Genomic DNA, 17,936 nt, shown 5'->3' with positions numbered 1-17,936 from the left:
TCAGCTTTCCTGTTCCTGCCGGGGTGCGTCCTGCTGGGCCTCGGCCAGCAGCCGTTCGATCTCGTCGGCGTCGAGCAGGGCCAGGTCGGCCGCCAGCGCCTCGATGTCGTCGTCGCCGTCCGCCGCGCGGGCCGCCTGTTCGGGCGCGGGGTCGGACGCGGTGCCGGGTGCCTCCGCAGCGGCGCGCGCTTCGATGCGCCGCTGCACGAAGCCGGCCAGCGCCCGCGGCGTCGGATCCCCCAGCACGTCGGCGAGCGGCACCTCGGCGGAGAAGCGGTCACGCACGTCGGAAAGCAGCCGCACGATCAGCAGGGAGTCACCGCCGAACTCGAAGATGTCGCCGTCGAGCGGCATGTCCTCGCTGCCCAGCGCCTCCCGCACCAGTCGTGCCACCTGGTCGGCCAGGTCGCCGTCCGCGCCGTCGTGATCGGTGGTGCCCGTGGCGGCGCCGGGGCCGGCGGTCCCGGCGGCCGGGGAGGCGATCCGCTCGTCGCGCACCCACTGGTCGAGCCGGTGGGCCATGTCCCAGGTGGAGACGGCGACATGGGAGACGTCACGCAGCGTCAGGAGCCGGCGGACGGCCTCAAGCCCCTCCTCCGGCTGGATGGCCTTGTCGTCCATGCTGCGGCCGATGGCGGAGATGGCCCGCTTCTCGTCCTGGTGGTGCTGCCAGACGTCCCAGGCCGCGCTGATCCACACCGTTCGGTCAAGGCCGCGGTTGGCCCGTTCGGCCGCGGCGTCCATGAAGTGGTTGGCGGCGCCGTAGCCGAGCAGCCGCAGGCCGCCGAGGACACCGGCCAGCGAGGACATCAGCAGGCAGAAGTCCACGGGGTGGTCGGCGAGGACCTTCTCCAGGGCGAGCTGGCCGTGTGCCTTGGGTGCGAAGTGCCACTGGCACTGCTCGACGCTGGAGGCGGTGACCGCCCGGTCCCACTGCTCGCTGGGCAGCCCGGCCGCGTGCACCACGCCGTCCAGTCCGCCGAAGTGCCCGGTGACCTGTTCGACGGCGGCGCGCAGCGCGTCCTCGTCGGCCACGTCCGCGTGCACGAGCAACGGCTCCGCGCCGTCGGCCTCCAGGGTGCGCAGCCGCTCGATGCGCAGCGCGGTCCCGTCGTCCGCCGCGTGCTCGGCCTGCCAGGCGTCCCAGGTGCCGCGCGGTGGCAGCGGGTCGCGGGTGAGCAGGGCCAGCCGGGCGCCGGGGCACTCGCGGCGCAGCCAGCGCGCGAGGGTGGAGCCGATCTCGCCGAGCCCGCCGGTGATCAGGTAGACGCCCCCGTCGCGCAGCCGGGAGGCCGCCTTGGCCGTCCAGTCGGCCCGTACGGGCGCCAGGTCGGCGATCCAGCGGGTGGCACCGCGCAGGGTGGTGGCGACCTCCGGGCGGCGCAGTCCGGCCAGTTCGGCGGCGAGCGCCCGCAGCGACCGGTCGTCGGGGGCGGCGGGCAGGTCGAAGTGCCGGGCGCCGATGTTGCCGTGCTCCTGCCCGATCACCCGGGCGGCGACGGACAGGGGGACCAGTTCGGCCACCGGTTCCGGTTCGGCGGGGCTGACGGCGAAGGCGCCGGCGCTGAGGATGTCGAGGTGCAGCGGGCGTGTGACGCCGTGCTCGCTGAGCGCCTTGACGAGGGCGATCAGGCTGTAGAGGCCGTGCCGCTGGGCCCGTTCGAAGCGCTCCTTGCCACGGGCGCCGGGCAGCGGTGCGGTGGACCAGGCGTGTACGACGCGGTCGGGCAGCCGCTCCTCGGCGAGCAGGTCGGCGACGAGCCTGCCGTGGTCCTCCTCGCAGTCCGGTCGCAGTGTCCAGGTGTCCCCGCTGCGGAGGTAGGCGGTGCCCGCGGTCACGGTGAGCACCTCGCCGGTGAAGGCGTGCCCGGCCAGCCGGGCGGCGGTGCCCTCGGTGTCGGCGAAGAGCAGCACGGGGTCGGCGATCGGCTCGGGGGCCGTGTCGAGGGTGCCGACGGCCTGCCGCCACACGGGGGCGGAGAACCAGTCGTCCAGGTGCAGCTTGGTCGTCCGGCCCCCGAGGCCGCCCGCGGCGGTGTCCGCGCCGATCCGGCTGCTGCCGGGCTCGACCCAGTAGCGGGTGCCCTCGAAGGGATAGGTCGGCAGCGGCACCCGGCCGCGTCCGCGGTCCGCGTAGAAGCCCTGCCAGTCGACGCCGAGGCCGGCCGCCCAGAGCCGGCCGAGCGCGGCGGTCACCGCGGTCAGGTCGGCACCGGCGTCCCGGCCGCGGGAGGCGGAGGTGAGCACCGGTACGCCCGTCTCCCGGTCCGGGTGCCGGCGGGTGAAGGTGGCGAGGGTCTGGCCCGGCCCGACCTCCAGGAACACGTGGTCGCCGTCGGCGAGCACCGTGGCGACACCGTCGGCGAAGCGCACCGTGGCGCGCAGGTGGGCGCCCCAGTACGCCGGGTCCGTCGCCTCCTCGTCGCGTATCCAGGTGCCGGTGACGTTGGAGAGGAAGGGCACCTGCGGGCGCCGGAGTCCGACACCCCGCAGCACCTCGGTGAGCGGGGCGACGGCCGGCTCCAGCATCGCAGAGTGGAAGGCGTGCGAGGTGACGACCCTGCGGTGCGCGACGCCGTCGGCACTCAGCCGCCCGGTGAGCTCGCGCAGGTCCTGACTGGTGCCGGCGACGGTGCACACGGCCGGCTCGTTCACGGCGGCGAGCGCGACGCCGCCGCCTTCGAGGTAGGGGGCCAGTTCGTCGGGGGAGAGCATCACCGACGCCATAGCCCCGCCCGGCAGTGCGTCCACCAGCCGGCCGCGCTCCGCGATGACGCGCAGCGCGTCGGGCAGCCGGAACACGCCGGAGAGGGTGGCGGCGACGTACTCGCCGACGCTGTGCCCGATCAGCGCGGCGGGCCGCACTCCCCAGACCGCCCACTGCCGGGCGAGGGCGTACTCGACCGCGAACAGGGCGGGTTGGGTCAGCCGGGTGCGGTTGAGGTCGTGCGGCTCGCCGGTGTACCCGCGCAGCCGGGGGTAGAGGGCGTCCCTGAGGTCCAGGCCCAGGTGCGGGCGCAGCAGTTCGGCGCATTCGTCGAGCACCGCGCGGAAGGCGGGCAGGTGCTCGTACCAGCCCTGTCCCATGCCGGGGTACTGGACGCCCTGGCCCGGAAGGAGCAGGGTCACCGGCCGGTCGGCGGGCTGACCGCTGTCCTGGTGGGTGAAGCGCGGGTCGGCGCTGCGCAGGGCGCGCACCGCCGTCTGCCGGTCGGGAGCGGTGACGACGGCGCGGTAGTTGAAGGTGCGGCGGGCGGTGGCGAGGGTGTAGGCGGCGTCATGGAGGGCGGAGTCACCGAGGGCCGCCTGCTCCTCGGGGGCCGCCGTCCCCGGCGCCGTCGCCTCCAGGTGGTCGGCAAGCTGCCGGCGCGCCGTCTCCAGCGCGGCGGGCGACTTCGCGGAGACCGGCAGCAGCACCACCGGTGGCGCGGGTGCCGTGGCCGGGACGGCCGGGGCCGGTGCCTCCTCCAGGAGGACGTGCGCCGTGGTCCCGCCCATCCCGGTCGAGGTGATCGCGCAGCGCAGCGGGCCGCCGTCCGGGGAGTGCCACGGCTCGGTACGCGTACCGACGCGGAAGCGGGTGCCGGCGACATCGCACTCGGGGTTCCAGCGCCCGAAGTGCGGCGTGGGGACGAGGGTGCGGTGGCGCAGCATCAGCACGCACTTGATCAGCGCGGTCACCCCGGCCGCGGTGCTCAGATGGCCGAGGTTGGCCTTGACGGACCCGATCGTCAGCGGTGGGGCGCCGGCGATCTCGTAGGACTGGGCGGCGGCGGCCAGTTCGATGGGGTCACCCATCCTGGTACCCGTGCCGTGCGCCTCCAGGTAGCTCACGGTCGCGGGGTCCACGTCCGCGACGGCCAGCGCCTCGGCCAGCACATTGGCCTGGCCGTCGACCCCGGGCGCGGTGTAGCCGATCCGGTCGGCACCGTCGTTGCCGATCGCGGAGCCGCGCAGCACGGCCCAGACGGTGTCGCCCTCGGCGAGCGCGTCCGCGAGCCGCTTGAGCACGACGACGCCCACGCCGTTGCCGAAGACCGTGCCGTCCGCGTCGGCGTCGAACGGCCTCACCCGGCCGGACGCCGAGGCGATCCCGTCCGTCTCGTGGAGGTACCCGGCCTCCTGCGGGAAGCGCAGCGCGACACCGCCGGCCAGCGCGGCGTCGCACTCGTGCGCCAGCAGGCTCTGCATCGCCATGTGCACGGCGACCAGGGAGGTGGAGCACGCCGTCTGCACCGAGACACTGGGGCCGGTGAGGTTGAGGTGGTACGAGACTCGGGTGGCCAGGTAGTTGGGATCGTTGCCCATCATGGTGGACAGGTCCTGGCGCATCCGGTGCAGCGATCCGTTGAAGCCCCGCTCCCCCGTCAGCACGTTGTTCAGCAGGTACGTGCTGGCCAGCGCGCCGGCGAAGACGCCGATCCGGCCCCGGTACTGCTCGGAGTCGTGGCCGCTGTGCTCCAGGGCGGCCCATGAGGACTGCAGGAAGAGCCGGAGCTGGGGGTCCATGCGCTCGGCCTCGCGGGCGCTGAGGTAGAAGAACGACGCGTCGAAGAGATCGGCGTCCTCCACCACCGCGGCCCGCCGGACGTAGCGGGGGTGGGCGAGCGACTCCTGCGGGATCCCGGCAGCGCGCAGCCGCTCCTCGTCGATGTCGGTGAGGTGCTCGGTGCCCGCCAGCAGGTTCTGCCAGAACTCGGTGTGGTTCCCGGCGCCCGGCAGCCGGCAGTCCAGTCCGACGACGGCGATCCGGCCGTCGGTGCCGGCGGGGTCCGGGGCCGTCCCGTCGGGTGTCTCGTCGTGGGGACGGTCAGTCACGGGTGCCTCCTGATGGCCGGTCGTCCGGGAGCGGGGGTGTGTTGCGGGTGCGGGGCGCGGCGCGCCGGGCGAGCTGGGCGGTGCGCCGGCGGGCTCCCCGGGTGGCGCCGGCCGACGGGTCCCCTCGGCCGCTGTCGATGAGCCGCACCAGACGGCGGATGGTCGGGGCGCGGTAGAGGTCGGTCATCCGCAGTCCGGGCGCCACGGTGCGGGTGAGCCGTTCGTGTACGGCGGCCACCCGCAGCGAGGTGCCGCCCAGGTCGAAGAAGTTGTCGTCCGGGCCGACGGCGCCGATGCCCAGCACCTCGCGCCAGGCGTCGGCCACCACGCGCTCCAGCGGGCCGGCGCCGGCGGGCTCCGCGCGCGTTCCGTCCGCAGGCGGCGCCGCAGATGCCGCCGCGCCCGCCGCGAGCGGGTCGGGCAGGGCGGCCCGGTCGATCTTGTGGTTGGGGGTCAGGGGAAGGGTGTCCAGCGCTACGAACGCGGTGGGTACGGCGTGGTCGGGCAGCACGGCCCGCAGGGCCGCCCGCAGCGCGGTCGGCTCCGGTGCCGCGCCGTCGGCCGCGACCAGGTAGGCGGCCAGTTGCCGCTCCCCCAGCCGGTCGGCGAACGGCATCACGACCGCCTCCCGCACCTGGGGCAGTTCCTTCAGCGCGCTCTCCACCTCGCCGGTCTCCACCCGGATCCCGGAGATCTTCACCTGGAAGTCGCGGCGTCCGATCAGCAGCAGCGTGCCGTCGTCCAGCCGCCGGGCGAGGTCGCCGGTGCGGTAGGTCCGGCCGTCGGGGGTCGTGCCGGGCGCGAGGTAGGGGCTCTCGACGACGATCTCTCCCTCGCCCGGCCCCTCGACCCGGCCCCCGTCCGCGTCCCGCAGCCATACGTCCGTCTCGGCCACCGCGAAGCCCAGCGGGAAGACCCCGGTCGGCGGCCGGTAGTCCCGGTCGGCGACGCGCAGCAGGGCGCACGAGCACTCGGTCGAGCCGTACGCGCCGGCGATGCGGCAGTGCGCACCGAAGCGGCGTCGGGCGGCGTCGAGGTCGGCCAGGTGGACGGTGTCCCCGCCGAGTGCGAGCATGCGCATCGCGGGCAGCGCGGTGCCCCTCGACTCCATGGCCCCGGTGAGGGCCCTGAACACGGGGAGCGTGGAGTGGTACACGGTGATCCGCTCGGCGGCCAGCCACTCCAGCAGACCCGCCACGCCCAGCGACTTGAGGTCGACGGGGTACAGCGCGGCGCCGTTGAGCAGGGCCGAGAAGGTGTCCTGGACGGCCGAGTCCCAACTGTAGGCGGACTGCAGGGTGACCCGGTCCAGATGCCCGATGCCCAGCCCGTCGGTCCAGGCCCGGGTGTGGTGCAGCACGTTGCGGTGGGTCTGCGCCACCGGCTTGGGGCGGCCGGTGGATCCGGAGGTGTAGAGGACGTACGCCTCGCCGCCGGGCTCCGCCCGGGGGCCCTCTGCGTATCCTGCCGTTTCTGCGGCGACCAGGTCCTCGTACCTCAGCACGGGTCGCCCGCCGGCCAGTCGACGGGCCGTCCCCACGGTGCTCCCGGCGGTGACCAGCGCCCGCAGGCGCGCGTCCTCGGCCATGAAGCCGAGCCGGGCCTGGGGGTACGCGGCGTCGAGCGGTACGTAGGACATGCCGGCCCGCAGCACCCCGAGGAGCGCGGCGATCATCTGCGCGCCGTGCGAGAAGAGCAGGCCGACCCGGTCGCCGGGGCACAGCCCGGCCGCGTCCAGCGCGGCGGCGACCCGGGCCGAGCGCAGCGCGGTCTCGCGGTAGGTCCAGCGGACCTCCGGGGTGACCACGGCCTGACGCTCGGGGTGCTCGGCGGCCTGGGCCAGGAAGCGGTGCGCCAGTGTCATGGCGCGGTCCGCGGTGGGGAACGGGCGGTGCCCCGTGGGCGCCGCCGGAACCGCGGTGGCGGCCGGGTGCGCCGCCCGCCGCGCGCTGTGGGTGCTCTGCGGTGTCACTCTGCTCCGCTCTCCTCGTGGGCGCCGTAGCCGAAGAGGACGGCGGGGTGCGCGGGGCGCTCCCGCAGCTCGCCGTACGCCTGTGCGGCCCGTGACAGCGGGAGGCGCGGCAGCCCCATCGCGGAGGGGCGGACGGCGCCCGCGCCGATCAGGTCCAGGGCGCGCTGGAGGTTCTCGGTGACGGTCGCCTCGCCGTCCGGCACCGCGACCTCGCTGAGCCCGCGGGCGTACGACGGGTCCCGGTAGCCGGCACCGCAGCGGGCGGCGAAGCGGATGTCGAGGTTGCCCAGCTCCACGCTGAAGTCGACGTGCGCGGTGAAGCGGCCGACGCCGACCAGCCTGGGCCGGCCGGGGGCCCGGCCTGCCCAGCGGGCCGCCGCCGCGAGGGTGTCGCCCGCTTCTCCGGTGACGCACAGGAACACGCATCTGCCGCCCCGTGTGCCTGCCGCTGAAGGCCCGGCGCCCAAGGCGCCCCGGCCGTCCTGAGCCAGGAAGTCCACGGCGTCGGCGGCCGCCAGTCCGAGGGCGGCCGCGGTTCGCAGCCGTTCCCGCCGTGCGTCCAGCAGCGTCACCCGGGCCCCGCCGGCGGCCGCGGTCTGCGCCACCAGTTGCCCGACCATGCCGGCCCCCACGACGGCCACCTCGTCGGCGGCGTCGAGCGTCGCCCGGTCCACCGCGTGCACGGCCGTCGCCGCGAGGTTGGCCACCACCGCGTCGGCGAGGTCCAGGCCGTCCGGCACCCGGCGGCACAGTCGGTGGGGCACGGTGACCGCGTCGCTGTGCACGGCCTCGGCCCAGCCCATGGCGATCACCCGGTCGCCCGGCGCGAACCCGGGGGCGCCCGGGCCCACCGCGTCCACCACGCCCGCCGAACAGTAGCCGAGCGGGAAGCGTTCGCCGGTCCGGGCGCTGCGATCCAGGTAGTGCAGTTCGGTTCCCGGACTGACCAGGCTCCAGGCCGCGCGCAGCCGCACCTCACCGCGTCCCGGCGGCTCGCGCCGCACCTCCTCGACGACCGGTTCGGCCGAGCCTGCCGCCACGAGCTGCCGTACGGGCAGGGCGGTGGCGGACCCGGCGGCGGCCGCACGGGCCGGCTCCGCGCCCTCGTGAACGGCGGATCCGCCGTAGGTCCGCGTCATGTGTCCTGCTCCCCCGCCGGCGCCGCGATCAGCTTCTCGTCGGGCACGATCTCCAGCTCCTCCTGGTAGCCGGGTATCGGCCCCAGCGGGACGGGCCTGCCGGAGCGTTCGTAGGAGGCCCGGCGGTTGCGCTTGCGCTCCAGGCCGAGGTTGAGGCCGGTCAGGTCCACCGGCGTGTGGCTGAGCAGTCCGTGCTCGCGCCCGGCGGCGACCGCTGCCGCGCCCGCCCTCGTGCGGATGAACACCCGGCCGTGCTTGGGCTGCTCGGTGCCGGTCACGCTCGCCGCGAAGATGTTCGGGTCGCCGTCGCTGACGCTGACGTCGGCCAGTCCCGACATCCAGTCGCCGCAGGACAGGCAGCGGTGCGTCTTGTTGCCCGCGAAGTCCCGCACCGCCTGCCAGAACGCCACCCGGTGGCTTTCGCCGTCGTCCGTACGGATGCCGATGTCGCCGGGGTAGGCGCCCTCGCGGTAGCGCAGCCGGACCACGGAGTCGGGCAGGACGTGGGCGCGCTCCCTGATCACCGCGGCCGTGCCCTCGGGGCGGGTGCTGGAGGAGCAGGCGGGCTCGACGAGGAGCACCACGTGGTCCCGCGCCCAGCCGCCCGCCGCGGTGTCCATCGCCTGGAGCTTGCGCATCGCCTGGATGTGGCAGGCCACCCCGGACATGGCCACCTTGGCGTCGGGTTCCTCGATCATGACGCGCCGCAACGCGCCGAGGTAGGGGGCGAGCTGGTAGGTCGACTGGGCGGTCTCCACCAGTTCGTCGGGATCGCGCAGCAGCGCCGGCGCGGCCCGCCAGGGCTCGCGTTCGTCCCGCCCCATCGAAAGCACCACCGCCACGTCCAGTTCCCGCATGGCGGTCTGCAGGAGGGCGGTGAGGCTGCCGCCGCTCGCGGACGCCTCGTACACCACGGGGTCGACCGCGTGCCCGGCGACCACCTCCGTGAAGACCCCGGTCCAGCGCTCCTGCACCGTACGGGTGCGGCCGAAGAGGCGCTCCTCGGTCGCCGGGGTGCCGGGGTCCGCGCCCGGGCAGACGTCGAGGCAGTCGGTGCAGTCCCCGCAGTCGGAGGCGGTCCAGTCCTCGGCGGTGAGCACCGGGTCCAGCCCGTCGAATCCGATCACTCCTGCGGGGCAGGCGAGCTGGCAGGCACCGCACACGGTGCACAGCTCGGGTTCGAGTACGTCTTTCTCCAACTGCTGGAACGTCATATTCGACTGCCTTTCGCGGAGGTGCCGCCGACCGCCGGCGCTCCCCCTCCTGCCGTCCGTTCCGCCGCCTGCCCCGTCATGTGCGCCTCCGCCGACGACACCGCCGAGGCGAGCGCCGACACCATCCAGCGGTACTCGCCGTCCGACAGCAGCACCGGCGGCACGATCTTGACCGTCGCTCCCTCGGGCCCGCCGCCGAACAGCAGCAGCCGTTGGCGCAGCGCGCCGGTCGTGACCGCCTTGGCCAGCGCGGGGTCGGGTCCCCCTGCGCCGTCGGGCGCGCAGTCGAAGGCGGCGAGAGCGCCGGCCGTGCGGACGGCACGCATCCACGGGTGCCGGGCGGCCAGGGCCGTGAGGTCGGCGTGCAGCCGCTCTCCGAGTGTCCGCGCCCGGCCCGCCACGTCCTGCCGCACGAGGACGTCCAGCACCGCGGTGGCGGCGGCGCAGGAGACCGGGTGGCCGGAGAAGGTGGAGGTCTGGACGCCCGGCGGCAGCGCGTCCACCACCGCGCGCTCGCCCACCACCGCGCCGACCGGAAAGCCGTTGCCCAGGGTCTTGCCGAGCAGGGTCAGATCCGGGGGGCCGCTCATCAGCTCGGCGGTGAACAGCCGTCCGGCCCTGCCCAGTCCGGTGTAGATCTCGTCCAGCACCAGCAGCGCGCCCCTGGAGTGGGCCTGCCGGGCGATCTCGTCCAGGACCGCGGGCGGGACGGGAAGCACGCCCTCGGTCACCTGGATCGGTTCGAGGACGACGGCCGCCGTGCCGCCGAGCAGGTCGGCGGCGTCCAGGGCCGTGGACAGCCCGGCCGCGAAGCGCGCCATGCCGTCGGCCTCGCCCGGGACACGGGGATCGGGAAGCTCCGCCGTGACGACCGAGTCGGGCTGGGGGGCGCTGTGCGCCTTGAAGTCCGTGCGCCAGGTCAGTGCCAGCGCGCCCGCCGTCTTGCCGTGGTAGGCGTAGCGGAAGGTGACCACGGCCTGGTGCCCGGTGGCGGCCCGGGCGATCTTCAGGGCGGACTCCACGGCTTCCGCGCCGGTCGCGGTCGGCAGCACCGCGGGTTGCGCGTAGGGGGAGAGCGCACCGATCCGCTCGACCATGCGGGTACGGACGTCGGACCCCAGCTTGCAGGCGGTGTGGGTCAGTCGGCCGAGCTGGGCCGCCGCTGCCGCCGTGACCTCGGGGTGCTGGTGGCCGAGGGTCGCGGCGCCGCTGCCCGCGGTGCCGTCGAACCAGGCGGTGCCGTCCTCCGTGCGGAGCCAGGGGCCGCTGCCGGTAGTGAACTCGGGGCCGAGCGTCGTGCCCGTGGAGCGCGCCTCCACCGTGCGGCGGCCGTCCGGCACACCGGGCGGCCGGCTCCCGGCGGCGGTCGCCGCGGTCCGCGTGCCGGTCGGCGCCCCGGCCGCCGTGCCCGTCGCCGTGTCGGCCGGCGTACCCGTCGCCGTGTCGGCCGGCCTGCCTGGCGTCGTCCTCGCCGTTGCGCCGGTCGTCGTGTCAGTCGTCACCTCGGTCATCGCTGACCTCCTCCTCCGCGATCCGGGCACCGATGGCGCGTTGCACCTCGGCGAAGTCGGGAAACGAGGTGCGGTGGCAGGCACCGCCCCACACCGTCGTACGGCCGGGCAGGCACATCGCGAGCGTGCCGGCGGCCATGGCGATGCGGTGGTCCTCGAAGGCCGGTACGGGCCCGGCACGCAGCGCGGCGCCACCGACCACCGTCAGCCCGTCGGGGGCCGGCTCGACACTGGCACCGAACGCGGTCGCCATGCGGGCGGTGGTGTCCAGCCGGTCCGTCTCCTTGAAGCGCAGTTCCTCGGCGCATCCGATCCACGACGTGCCGGGCAGCCGGGCGGCGACCACGGCCAGCAGCGGCACCTCGTCGAGCAGCGAGTGCAGCACGGCGGGTTCGTCGACCCGTACGGAGTCGATGCCGTTCAGGCCGCCCCTGGCCACCACCGTGCCGCAGGGCTCACCGCTGCCGGTGACCTGCCGATCCTCGTACGCGATGTCCGCGCCGGCCCGCCGCAGCACCTCGAAGAAGCCGAGCCGGGTCGGGTTCAGGCAGACGTTGGGGACGCGCAGCGCGTGGGTGCCGCCCCACATCAGATGGGCCGCTACGGGATACGCGGCGAGGGAGGGGTCGGCCGGCACGTCGATCACGGACGGGATCGTGCAGGGCCCACCCGCCCAGCGGGTCTCGCCGGGAGCCTCGCTCAGCCTGCCGCCGAAGGCGGTGAGCATCCGCTCGGTGTGGTCCCGCGAGCGGACGGAGTGCCGTACGGTCGCCGGCAGATCCGCCGCGGCCAGCGCGAGCAGTACGCCGGAACGCGCCTGCGCGCTGCCCACGGACAGCTCCACCGTTCGGGTCCGGCACACCGGTCCCCGTACGTACACGGGCAGGCGGCCCGGCTCCGCCAGGTACTCCAGGTCTGCCCCGAGCTCCCGCAGCGGCTCGACCAGCCATTCCATGGGCCGGTGGCGCAGCACGTCGTCGCCGTCCACCACGGCACGGGTGCCCGTGCCGGCCAGTATGCCGATCAGCAACCGGGCGGCGGCGCTGGAACCGCCCGTCTCCAGGTACGGGACGTCCTCGGGCCAGGAGGTGATGGCGGGGTGTCCCCGTGTGCGCTGCGGCACGGGCGCCACCGGCCGTCGCACGACGAGGGTGTCTCCGTCCGCGTCGACCCGCAGGCCGAGGGCGCCCAGTGCGGGCAGCAACGCGCGAACGGCACCACCGGCGTTCGCGTTGCGCACGCTGAGGACGGGCGGCGCACCCGGTAACAGCGCCGCCAGCAGCGCGCGGTGGCTCACCGACTTGTCTCCGGCGACGGTGACCGACAGCGGGCCGTCGGCGGGCGGTTCCCGGCCACCGTCCACGACCAGGTGCGCCGAGTCGGTCGCCGGCCGGTCGAACTCCCCCGGGCCGTCGGTTTCTTCTGGGTTCCTGCTGCGGGCTTCCTGAACGGTCTTCCGGCTCTCAAGCAACAGCATGCTCCTGTTTCCGGGATCGACCCCAAGGTCCGGCGAGCACAACGTCGGCCTCGAAGCGGGTCGTTCCGATCCCCAAGACGTTCATGTGTACGTGGACGCAGGCCACGCACCGACATCGAAAGAGAACGAAGAATGAGGAGAAGGGAAGAAAGAGAAGAAAGAGAAGAAGGGGAGAGGAGGGGAAGAAGAGGAGAGGGAGGAGAAAGGGGTGGGGTGGGGGTGTGAGCGGGGAGGGGGGCGGTCCGCCGAGGTGTCAGGGGGTGTCGGGTGGTAGGGCGCCCCGCGGGGAGGAGTAGTGCGAACCGGGCGATCAACTCCGGCGAGATCGACTCAACCATCCCCACCGAGCAGGTGTCAACGGCAGGTGATCAGGTCATGACCGGGGCGGAGGCCGGGCGACAAAGGCCGAATCCGCCCTGGTGGGAGCCGATGTGGAGTGATCTCCGGGGCGGGACCGGGGCACGTGGCCCGGCACCTGCCGAGCGGGAGGAGCCAGCTCCCCGATCAGGGTGCGCTCGTGCGGGAACTCCTGCCGGCGGGCCCGACCGGCCCGCGAGCACAGCGGTGTCGGCTCCCCCGCCAACCCCGCGGGGGCCATCCGCCGGCCCCGCTCGGGCGGGCGCCCGAAGCGGGGCGGCGGCTAGTGGACCGCGCCGGCGTCGTGCGCCGCGGGGAGGACCTTGCCGGGGTTGAGGATGCCGTACGGGTCCAGGGCGTGCTTGATGTCGCGGTGTACGCGCAGGCCGATGGGCCCGAGTTCCTTTCCCAGCCAGTCGCGCTTGAGCACACCGACACCGTGCTCGCCGGTGATGGTGCCGCCGAGGGCCAGGCCGAGGTCCATCACCGCGCCGAAGGCCCGGTGCGCGCGCTCCGCCTCGGCCGGGTCCGCGGGATCGAAGAGCACATGGGGGTGGAGGTTCCCGTCCCCGGCGTGTGCGACGCAGGTGATCCGCACGCCGTGCTCGCGGGCGATCTCCGCGACCCCGTCGACCAGGTCCGCGAGCACCCGGCGCGGTACGCAGACGTCGTCGGCGAGGTACGCGCCGAGGCGTTCGGTGGCCACGGCCACCAGGCGCCGGGCGGCGAGCAGCAACTCGGCCTCGGCCGGGTCCTCGGCGACGACGGCGTCCCCGCCGTGCCTGGAAGCGGTCCCGGCGAACCTCCGCAGGTCCCCGGGCGCCTGGTCGCCGCGGTCCGACTGGGCGATCAGCACCGCGCCCGCGTCCGGCGGGAAACCCAGGTCGCGGTAGGCGGAGACGACGTCCATGGTGGGTCGGTCCATGAGTTCGAGCAGGCTGGGCCGGGTGCCGTCCGCCATGTAGTCGGCGACCGCGGCACAGGCCGCGGCCGGATCCGGGAAGAAGGCGACGGCGGTGAGCGGCGCCCGGGCGGCGGGCCGCAGGGCGAGCGTCACCTCGGTGATGACGCCCAGGGTGCCCTCGGAGCCGACGAACAGGTGCGTGAGGTCGTATCCGGCGACGCCCTTGGCGGTGCGGCGGCCGGTGCGCAGCACGGAGCCGTCGGCGAGTACCACCGTGAGGCCGCGGACGAAGTCCGCGGTGACGCCGTACTTCACGCAGCACAGGCCCCCGGCGTTGGTGGCGGCGTTGCCGCCGAGCGTCGACATCTCCCAGGAGGACGGGTCCGGCGGGTAGAAGAGGCCGTGCTCGGCGACCGCCCGGGAGAAGACGGCGTTGACGACGCCGGCTTCGGCGACCGCCACCTGGTCGACGGTGTCCACCTCCAGGATGCGGTCCATGCGCTCCACCGACAGCAGGATGCAGCCGTCGACGGCGTTGGCGCCGCCGGCCAGACCGGTCCGCGCGGCCTGCGGCACCACGGGGACGCGGTACCGGTGTGCGGTCCCCAGCACCAGTGAGACCTGCTCGGTACTGCGGGCGCGCACCAGGGCGGCGGGCGTGCCGCTCGGGCAGAACGGTGCGCGGTCGCTGCGGTGCGCGGCGAGCACGTCCGGGTCCGTGACCAGGGTGCCGGCGGGAAGCCGCGCGGTCAGCTCGGCCAGTGCGGTGCGCAGGGGGGCGGGGTGCGCGGCACCGGCGGGGGGTGCGGGTTCGGCTCCGGCGGGCGGCTGCGGGGCGTCGGTGCTCACAGCAGGCCCCGTGCCGCGAGGTTGCGCATCAGGGCGGTGATCCCGAACTCCCACGGCGGCGCGGTCTCGCTCGTGGTGACGGTGTTCACCAGGGCCCCGAGCCGCGGGCTGGCGATCCGCACCAGGTCCCCCGGCTCGTGGGTGAAGCCCTCACCGGGCACCGAACGGTCCTCGGTGGGTGCGAAGAGCGTTCCGGTGAACAGCACGAAGCCGTCCGGGTGCTGGTGGTGGGCGCCGTGCACGGAGGCCACCAGGTCCAGCACGTCGCGGCTGATCTCCCGCATGGAGCTGAGCCCTTGGAGCACGAAGCCGTCCTGTCCCTCGACCCGCAGCTCGATGTCGAGCGCGCGCACGTCGTCGAGGGTGAAGCCGTCGTCGAAGAGCCGGACGAACGGCCCGATGGCGCAGGAGGCGTTGTTGTCCTTGGCGCGTGGCAGCAGCAGCGCGCTGCGGCCCTCGACGTCGCGGAGGTTGACGTCGTTGCCGAGTGCGGCGCCGCGGACCCGGCCGCGGGAGTCGACGGCGAGGACGGCCTCGGGCTCCGGGTTGTTCCACACCGAGGAGGCGAGGATGCCGATCTCGGCCCCGGTGCCGACCGCGGAGAGCACGGGCGCCTTGGTGAAGACCTCGGGGTCGGGGCCGATGCCGACCTCCAGGTACTGCGACCAGAGCCCTTCGGCTATCAGCAGCTCCTTGGCCCTGGCGGCCTCCGGGGAGCCGGGCCGGACGCGGGCGAGGGCGCCGCCGACGGCCTGTCCGACCATCTCGCGCACCCGTTCGACTCCCGACGGGTCGCCACCGGTGCGCTCCTCGATGACCCGCTCCAGCATGCTGCGGGCGAAGGTGACACCGGCCGCCTTGACGAGCTGGAGGTCGACGGGCGCCAGCAGGCGAGGCACGTCGCGGCGGCCGGCGGCGGTGGCGGCCAGCAGGTCGCCGAGCCGCCAGGTCCGCCCGCCCGCGGCACCCCGTACGAGGTCGCCTGCGTCGTCGCGCTCCAGCAGGTCGGTAACGGTGGGTGCGAGTGCGGTCAGGTCGACGACCTCCTCGCCGCGCACCGCGGCCACACAGGGCCCGCCCCACTCCGGCTCGTGCACACGGGCGACGAGGGTGGCGCGGTCCGGGTCCACGGGGAGCACAGAGCCGGGCGACAGGGCGTTCGGGTCCAACGTTCCTCCTGCTGAGTGGTTCGGGTGGCGCTGTCCTTTCGGGACACGGCAGACCGGTGGGGGCGGATACCGTCGTCCCCTGTCATCAGACCATGGCGCCCGCCGCCCTCCCGCGGCGCCTCCACCCCGCGTCGGGTCCCGTGGCGGGCGAAGGAGTCCGATCCCCCTACGGAGGGCATGAGCCGGGTGCTCGGTTCTCCCCCAGGACCGGGCGCACGCCGGCGCGCATCCGCCGCCACCCGCCCCGCCGGGGCGAGCACCACGACGACGACCAGGGAGACACGTGAACGAGCACCGCACGGACGGGTACCGCAGAGGCGAGCACCGTGGGGCCGGATACCGCACGAGCGCGGGGACACTCCCCCGGGCCCGCGCCGCGAACGGCACCGCGGCATGACGGGCGGCACACCGCAGGACGCGCCGCGGGTGCACTGGGCCAAGCGCCCCGTGCCCGGCACCGGCGGCCACGCGGCCCATCTGACCCTGGCCAACCCGCGTCAGCGCAACGCCCTCACCCTGCGGATGTACGAGGAACTGGAGCGGGCCTGCGAGGAGATCGACGCGGACGACGAGGTGCGGCTGACGGTGGTGCGCGGTGCGGGCGGGGCCGCCTTCGCCGCCGGCACCGACATCCGTGAGTTCCGGGCCGTCGCCTCCGGCGCGGACGGCGTCGCCTACGAGCGGCGCGTCGGCCGCGCGGTGGCCCGCCTCGCCGGGCTGCGGATGCCCGCGCTGGCCGTGGTGCGGGGTCCGGCGGTGGGTGCGGGGCTCGTCATCGCCGCCTGCTGCGATCTGGTGGTGTGCACACCGGACGCGGTGTTCGGCGTACCGATCGGGCGCTCGCTCGGCAACTGCCTGTCGCCGTCCGCGGTCGCCCGCCTCCACGCGTGCCTGGGCCGGGCCCGCACGCTGCGTGCCCTGCTCACCGCCCGGCTGATCCCCGCCGGGGAGGCGCAGGAGGCCGGCTTCGTCACGGAGGTCGTCGAGCCCGACGTCATCGAGGACCGGGCCGACGAGTTGGCCGCCGACATCGCCCGGTGTGCGCCGCTGACCCTGGCGGCCCTCAAGGAGGCCGACCGGCGGGTGCTGGCCGCCGCCGACCCGGGCCACGCCGACGACCTCTACGAAATGTGCTACGGCAGCCGGGACTTCCACGAGGGCGTGACCGCGTTCCTCGGCAAACGCCCGCCCGACTGGCAGGGGCGGTGAGCCGCCGCGGGCGGCGCCCCGCGGCCCGCGGCTGTTCGGCGATGCTGCGCGGGGCACCGGGCCCCGGGGGGTCTCGGCGGTGCGCCGCTGTACGCGCGGCGGTGCCCGCACGCCGACGGGCAGCGCCGCGGTGGCGGCCGCTGCGGCGCCGGGTGCGCCCGGCACCGCAGCGGCTACATGCTCCTGATCTTCAGGTAGCGCACCAGGTCGGGCGCGCTGAAGGCGGCGACGAGCAGGGTGCTCGCCGCGAGGGCGCCCACCATGACGCGTACGGCCGTCGCCGGGATGCGGATGCCGTGCTTCATGCCATTCACCTCCTTCTTTCTTTCCTTACGGTGCCGGCCGCGGGCAGGGGCCCGAACGGCCCCCCGCGAGCAGGCTGTCGAGAGCGGCCCGGGGGTCGGCGAGCAGGGCCGCGGCGACCCGGTGGAGCAGGGCGACCGCCTCGTCGACCGCGGCACGGACCGGAGCGCTCAGGCCCACCGTGACGTCGGGCTCGTCACCGCGCAGCCGTACCAGGGGCTCGCAGCCGAGCACGACCACCCGCGGCAACGGCGTTCCGGCGTCCTCCGCGAGGCGGGCGGCGAGGGCGAGGACCCGGACCGGGTCCATTCCGTGTCCCTGCGGGGCCGCCGTTCCGAGCCCCGCGCCGTCCGCGGTGTCCGGCTCGATCAGGTGCAGGGTGCCGGGGGCGGCGCCGCGTGGTGCTGCGTCGACGAACACGGCGGTGTCGTAGCCGTCGAGGAGCCGGTAGGCCAGATCAAGGCCGCGGATGCCGAAGTCCGCGGCCTGGACACCGGCGGGCAGTCCCCCGGGGCCGGTCCCGAGGGCGGCGATGACCTCGGGACCGAACGCGTCGTCGGCCAGGAAGACGTTGCCGATCCCGGCGACCAGCAGCCGGGCGGTGTGCTTCCGCGGCGGGCCCGCGGGTTCCACCTCGTCCGGTGCGAAGAAGAAGCGGTGCCCGAGGCCCGTGGTGAAGTGGCGGCCCTCGTCCGCCTCCAGGGTGACGACCACGTGGATGCGGCCCTCCGTGTCCTCCTCGACGTCCTCGACCTCGGCCGGCCGGCCCGTCAGCGCCAGGTCGAGGACGTCGCCGCGGGCGCGGGGCCGGAGCAGGACGCGGCTGCCGCGGGAGAGCGGGATGCCGTCGACGGTCACGGTGCGCGGGGCGTGCGTGCCGGCCGCCGGGGTGGCGGGAGCGGCAGGTTCAGGGGTGTGCGGGGTCATGGCGCCTCCCGGCGGCGGTCCGCCGCGCGCGTGCGGGGCGGGAGCGGTGCGGGGCGTGTGCGGGGCGGGAGCGGTCCGCCGCGCGCG

General features: G+C 75.1%; 11 protein-coding genes. 1 reads left to right on the top strand and 10 read right to left on the bottom strand.

Annotation, left to right across the window (positions count from 1 at the left end):
- The 8 genes from IE313_RS29280 to IE313_RS29245 form a co-directional block, all read right to left on the bottom strand.
- On the bottom strand, positions 1 to 4,818 hold the full coding sequence (locus IE313_RS29280; protein ID WP_189937513.1) for a type I polyketide synthase: 4,818 nt from the start codon (positions 4,816 to 4,818) through the stop codon (positions 1 to 3).
- Positions 4,811 to 6,790 (bottom strand): non-ribosomal peptide synthetase, encoded by a 1,980-nt coding sequence (locus IE313_RS29275; RefSeq protein WP_189937511.1) that lies wholly within the window; start codon positions 6,788 to 6,790, stop codon positions 4,811 to 4,813. Before IE313_RS29275 ends, IE313_RS29280 begins: the two co-directional genes overlap by 8 nt.
- Complete coding sequence (locus IE313_RS29270; RefSeq protein WP_189937509.1) at positions 6,787 to 7,929, bottom strand: 3-hydroxyacyl-CoA dehydrogenase NAD-binding domain-containing protein; 1,143 nt, start codon at positions 7,927 to 7,929, stop codon at positions 6,787 to 6,789. The genes IE313_RS29275 and IE313_RS29270 overlap by 4 nt, the downstream gene beginning before the upstream one ends.
- Entirely contained in the window at positions 7,926 to 9,143 is a 1,218-nt protein-coding gene (locus IE313_RS29265; RefSeq protein WP_189937507.1) for a Coenzyme F420 hydrogenase/dehydrogenase, beta subunit C-terminal domain, read from the bottom strand. Before IE313_RS29265 ends, IE313_RS29270 begins: the two co-directional genes overlap by 4 nt.
- Positions 9,140 to 10,654 carry an aspartate aminotransferase family protein gene (locus IE313_RS29260; RefSeq protein ID WP_229925054.1) on the bottom strand — a complete coding sequence of 505 codons (1,515 nt, stop codon included), beginning with the start codon at positions 10,652 to 10,654 and terminating at the stop codon, positions 9,140 to 9,142. Before IE313_RS29260 ends, IE313_RS29265 begins: the two co-directional genes overlap by 4 nt.
- A complete protein-coding gene (locus IE313_RS29255; protein ID WP_229925053.1) occupies positions 10,635 to 12,131 on the bottom strand; it encodes a 3-phosphoshikimate 1-carboxyvinyltransferase in 1,497 nt (498 codons plus the stop codon). The genes IE313_RS29260 and IE313_RS29255 overlap by 20 nt, the downstream gene beginning before the upstream one ends.
- A gap of 640 nt (positions 12,132 to 12,771) precedes the next feature.
- Entirely contained in the window at positions 12,772 to 14,241 is a 1,470-nt protein-coding gene (locus IE313_RS29250) for an FAD-binding oxidoreductase (protein ID WP_308439225.1), read from the bottom strand.
- Complete coding sequence (locus IE313_RS29245) at positions 14,238 to 15,410, bottom strand: fumarylacetoacetate hydrolase family protein (protein ID WP_229925052.1); 1,173 nt, start codon at positions 15,408 to 15,410, stop codon at positions 14,238 to 14,240. Before IE313_RS29245 ends, IE313_RS29250 begins: the two co-directional genes overlap by 4 nt.
- Positions 15,411 to 15,803: 393 nt before the next feature.
- On the opposite strand from IE313_RS29245, the gene IE313_RS29240 reads away from it, so the two are divergent.
- A complete protein-coding gene (locus IE313_RS29240; protein ID WP_189937503.1) occupies positions 15,804 to 16,619 on the top strand; it encodes an enoyl-CoA hydratase in 816 nt (271 codons plus the stop codon).
- Positions 16,620 to 16,792: 173 nt separating this feature from the next.
- Here IE313_RS29240 and IE313_RS36085 read toward each other — a convergent pair whose 3' ends face one another.
- Together IE313_RS36085 and IE313_RS29235 are read right to left on the bottom strand one after the other, a co-directional pair.
- Positions 16,793 to 16,924 (bottom strand): DUF6893 family small protein, encoded by a 132-nt coding sequence (locus tag IE313_RS36085; protein WP_268256803.1) that lies wholly within the window; start codon positions 16,922 to 16,924, stop codon positions 16,793 to 16,795.
- A 25-nt stretch (positions 16,925 to 16,949) separates the two neighbouring features.
- Positions 16,950 to 17,849, bottom strand: coding sequence for a hydrogenase maturation protease (locus IE313_RS29235; protein WP_189937501.1), 900 nt, complete (start codon positions 17,847 to 17,849; stop codon positions 16,950 to 16,952).
- Positions 17,850 to 17,936: the final 87 nt, after the last annotated feature.

The sequence above is a fragment of the Streptomyces sulfonofaciens genome, assembly GCF_014656295.1.
GTDB classification, from domain to species: domain Bacteria; phylum Actinomycetota; class Actinomycetes; order Streptomycetales; family Streptomycetaceae; genus Streptomyces; species Streptomyces sulfonofaciens.
This window is presented reverse-complemented; position numbering and strand designations above follow the sequence as displayed.

What these genes read in the sequence shown, in the direction of transcription:
- IE313_RS29270 (WP_189937509.1), bottom strand. Translation starts at nt 7,929, where the DNA reads ATGACGCGGACCTACGGCGGATCCGCCGTTCACGAGGGCGCGGAGCCG.
- IE313_RS29265 (WP_189937507.1), bottom strand. Translation starts at nt 9,143, where the DNA reads ATGACGTTCCAGCAGTTGGAGAAAGACGTACTCGAACCCGAGCTGTGC.
- IE313_RS29260 (WP_229925054.1), bottom strand. Translation starts at nt 10,654, where the DNA reads ATGACCGAGGTGACGACTGACACGACGACCGGCGCAACGGCGAGGACG.
- IE313_RS29255 (WP_229925053.1), bottom strand. Translation starts at nt 12,131, where the DNA reads ATGCTGTTGCTTGAGAGCCGGAAGACCGTTCAGGAAGCCCGCAGCAGG.
- IE313_RS29240 (WP_189937503.1), top strand. Translation starts at nt 15,804, where the DNA reads ATGACGGGCGGCACACCGCAGGACGCGCCGCGGGTGCACTGGGCCAAG.
- IE313_RS36085 (WP_268256803.1), bottom strand. Translation starts at nt 16,924, where the DNA reads ATGAAGCACGGCATCCGCATCCCGGCGACGGCCGTACGCGTCATGGTG.
- IE313_RS29235 (WP_189937501.1), bottom strand. Translation starts at nt 17,849, where the DNA reads ATGACCCCGCACACCCCTGAACCTGCCGCTCCCGCCACCCCGGCGGCC.